At 39.0% G+C, this 3,480-nt stretch carries 3 protein-coding genes; 2 read left to right on the plus strand and 1 reads right to left on the minus strand.

Annotated features, from left to right (window positions below; genetic code table 11):
* Positions 1-2,362 (plus strand): NACHT domain-containing NTPase (locus tag LC574_RS31875; RefSeq protein ID WP_306422185.1); only part of this gene is annotated, 2,362 nt, incomplete at its 5' end.
* A 201-nt stretch (positions 2,363-2,563) separates the two neighbouring features.
* Here LC574_RS31875 and LC574_RS31880 read toward each other — a convergent pair.
* Complete coding sequence (locus tag LC574_RS31880; RefSeq protein WP_229457570.1) at positions 2,564-2,722, minus strand: hypothetical protein; 159 nt, start codon at positions 2,720-2,722, stop codon at positions 2,564-2,566.
* Here LC574_RS31880 and LC574_RS31885 point away from each other — a divergent pair.
* Positions 2,716-3,336 carry an rRNA large subunit pseudouridine synthase E gene (locus LC574_RS31885; protein ID WP_229457571.1) on the plus strand — a complete coding sequence of 207 codons (621 nt, stop codon included), beginning with the start codon at positions 2,716-2,718 and terminating at the stop codon, positions 3,334-3,336. The two genes, LC574_RS31880 and LC574_RS31885, sit on opposite strands and share 7 nt — an antisense overlap.
* Positions 3,337-3,480 lie beyond the last annotated feature (144 nt).

Raw genomic sequence — 3,480 nt, forward strand, 5'->3', positions numbered from 1 at the left:
CAATGAAGCAGTATTTAGTAAGTCAGGGAAGTTCTTGACTGATATGCAAGAACAGCTACTAAAAGAAAGTTGGCACAATACAACTTATGAAGAAATAGCAAATAAATATAACTATAGTCCTCAATATGTAAAAAATGCCGGTCAAGAATTATGGCAAATTCTTAGACAAGCATTAGAGGATAATACAGTTAATAAAAGTAATTTTCACTCAGCATTAGGACGCTACAGACGTAACTTGCATAAAGTAGCAGAGAATTCTATATCTTCCAATCAAATAGTTAATCCAACTTGTATTTCTGAAACAGAAATCAAAGACTTGGTAAAAAAAGCACGGCAAAAAATCAAATCTTATCTCCAAGAACGCTGCGGCAAAGTCAAGGTGCTGGATATGGAGCAGCCCATTGGATTAAATGATATATATACTAACGTCAACATCCTAGAGAAAATAGTTGGACGCAGAGGGTTAAGCCTTGAAGAATTACAGCAGAACTTGAAGAGTCTAAAATTAGATGAATTTGACCGCTTCGGTTTGTGCAAAGTAACAGAAGCACGTATTCCAGGAATAGAGGCAGTAAAACGTCATTCTAAGTTAATGGTTTTGGGTAAACCAGGTGCCGGAAAAACAACTTTTCTTAAGTATTTAGCGATTCAATGCATTGCCGGAGAATTTAAACAAGATTATATTCCTCTTTTTATTCCGCTTAAAGAGTTTGCTGAAACTGAAAACAGACTAAAACTACAAGATTATATTATCAAACAGATTATTAATAGAACGATAAACGATATTCAAATAACTGAGATTATCAAAAGTGGTAAATTTCTGATTTTACTTGATGGTTTAGATGAGGTTAGAGAAGAAGATAGTAGTTGGGTTATTAATCAAATTAAGGTTTTTTCAGAGCAATATTATCATAATAATTTTGTTATTACTTGTCGGATAGCAGCTAGAGAATATACTTTTGAACAGTTTACCGAGGTAGAAGTAGCTGATTTCGATCATCAACAAATAGAAATATTTATTAATAAATGGTTTCAGCAAAAAAATGATTTAGAAGCGTCTAAAAGATTCCAGCGACAGTTAGAGATAAATAAGCCAATTAAAGAATTAGCAAATAATCCTTTACTGCTGACCTTGCTATGTTTGGAATTTGCCGATTCTGGCGACTTTCCTTCTGACCGTGCAGAATTATACAATAGAGCTATTCATACGCTACTGAGAAAATGGGATGCTAAACGCGGTATTGTGCGCGATCGTGGAGATGATATTTATAAAAAGTTATCAGTTAAGCATAAAGAAGATTTACTTAGTCAAGTTGCATGGACTACATTTGAGCGCAACGAATACTTTTTTAAGCAAAGAGATATACAGCAATATATTGAAAACTATATACGCAATTTACCTCAAGTTAAAACTGACCTAGAAGCATTACGAATAGATAGTGAAATGGTACTCAAGTCTATTGAGGCACAACATGGCTTATTAGTAGAAAGAGCAAGAAGCATTTATTCTTTTTCTCATCTCACATTTCAAGAGTTTTTCACAGCTAGAGAGATTGTTTACAGTTCTAATACTGATAATCTCTGCACAACTTTAGTTAATCATATTAGTGAAAAACGTTGGCAGGAAGTTTTTCTACTAACAGTAGCAATGTTAAAAAATGCAGATAAATTGTTGCAGTTAATGAAATACAATATTGATGCTCTGCTAGCAGCAGATGATAAATTACAGAAGTTTTTGACTTGGGTTGAAGAAAAATCTTGTTCTATAGAAGCCTCCTACAAATCTGCTGCTGTTCGAGCCTTCTACGTTGCCCTTGGTCGCTCCCTTGACCGTGTTCGTGCCCTCGATCTAGACCTCGCTCTCGACCTTGTTCTTGCTCTTGCTCTCGATCGCTCCCTTGACCTCGCTATTGATCGCGCCCTCAACCTCAACTTCGCCCCCAACCTCGATCGCGCACTTGCTAAAGCCCCAGATGGAGCTATCATTCGCTCACTTGTCCGCGTCCGCGCCCTCGATGGAGTCCTAGGCCGAGCTTACAGTCCACAGCTACAGCAATTACTGCAACAACTCAAAGAGCAAATCCCTAACCCAAAAGATGAAAAGTTGTTCGTGCAATGGTGGCAAGAAAACGGTCAAGCTTGGTCTGAAAAACTTAGAAGTGCAATGATTGAACATCGCAATATCGGTCACAACTGGCAATTTAGCGACTCTCAAAATGAACTATTGAAGCAGTATTACGACGCAAATAAGCTACTGGTTGAATGTCTAAATAGTGATTGTTATGTGAGCCGCGAAGTCCGGCAGGAAATTGAGGATACATTACTATTACCTATGCGGAAGATATATATGTACTTCAGTTAAGTAGGTCGGCGTGAATATTTATCGTTGGGATGAGGCAAGAGGCAGAGAAATTTTAGATTTTAGATTTTAGATTTTGGATTAAAGAATCTAAAATCCAAAATTGAAAGGACAGGAGGAAAATTCAATCCTTGGTTCAAGCGAAGCAAGCTATGCGTAATGTTCCGCAGAAAAGCTATTATCTGTTAAGGAATAACTGTTAATCTACCTGATTTTGGGCTTAACCGAGAAGTATTGAGAGGGGGCAGTTCTTGCAGGGGAAGATGAGGGAGATGAGGGAGATGAGGGAGCAGGGGAAGAAGAATTATTGATTAATGCCCAATGACAAATGACAAATGACAAATGACAAATGACAAATGACAAATCATTACCGATATATTATTTTTTACAAACCCTATGGCGTTCTGTGCCAGTTTACAAAAGATGCTCCCACACATAGCACCCTGAAAGATTATATTGATGTACCTGATGTGTATCCTGTGGGACGCTTAGACTGGGATAGTGAAGGGTTGCTGCTGTTAACGAACGATGGGCAATTGCAACATCGTCTCGCCCATCCGCGTTTTGGTCATAAACGTACTTACTGGGTACAGGTAGAGCGAATTCCAGATGCAGATGCGATAAAAAAATTGCAAACAGGTGTGGAAATTCAAGATTACCGCACTCAACCAGCAGAAGTTAGGATTTTACCACAAGAACCACAGTTACCTGAACGCAATCCGCCGATTAGATTTCGCAAAAATGTACCGACAGCTTGGCTGGAAATGACTTTGACAGAGGGAAAAAACCGCCAAGTACGGCGTATGACTGCGGCTGTAGGGTTTCCGACTTTGCGACTGGTCAGGATCAGCATAGCCCACTTACAATTAGATGACCTACAATTGGGTCAATGGCGCGATCTCACCACATCTGAACTTCAATTTCTGCATAATTTCAGTAAATCGAAAAGTTTTCTTTCAAAGGCGAATGCCATATAACAATTGACACTCCCCATGCATGAATGCGGGGGATTCTTCTCTGAGTGAGCCAACTTACCCAAGCAGGTTTGCACCAACTAGGACAGAGGTCGATTCTCCAGAAGCGTTGCTTGCGTCAAGCGCAAAGGTTCCGACGTGCCCCGT

Source organism: Nostoc sp. CHAB 5715 (genome assembly GCF_020829685.1).
Taxonomy (GTDB): Bacteria; Cyanobacteriota; Cyanobacteriia; order Cyanobacteriales; family Nostocaceae; genus Nostoc.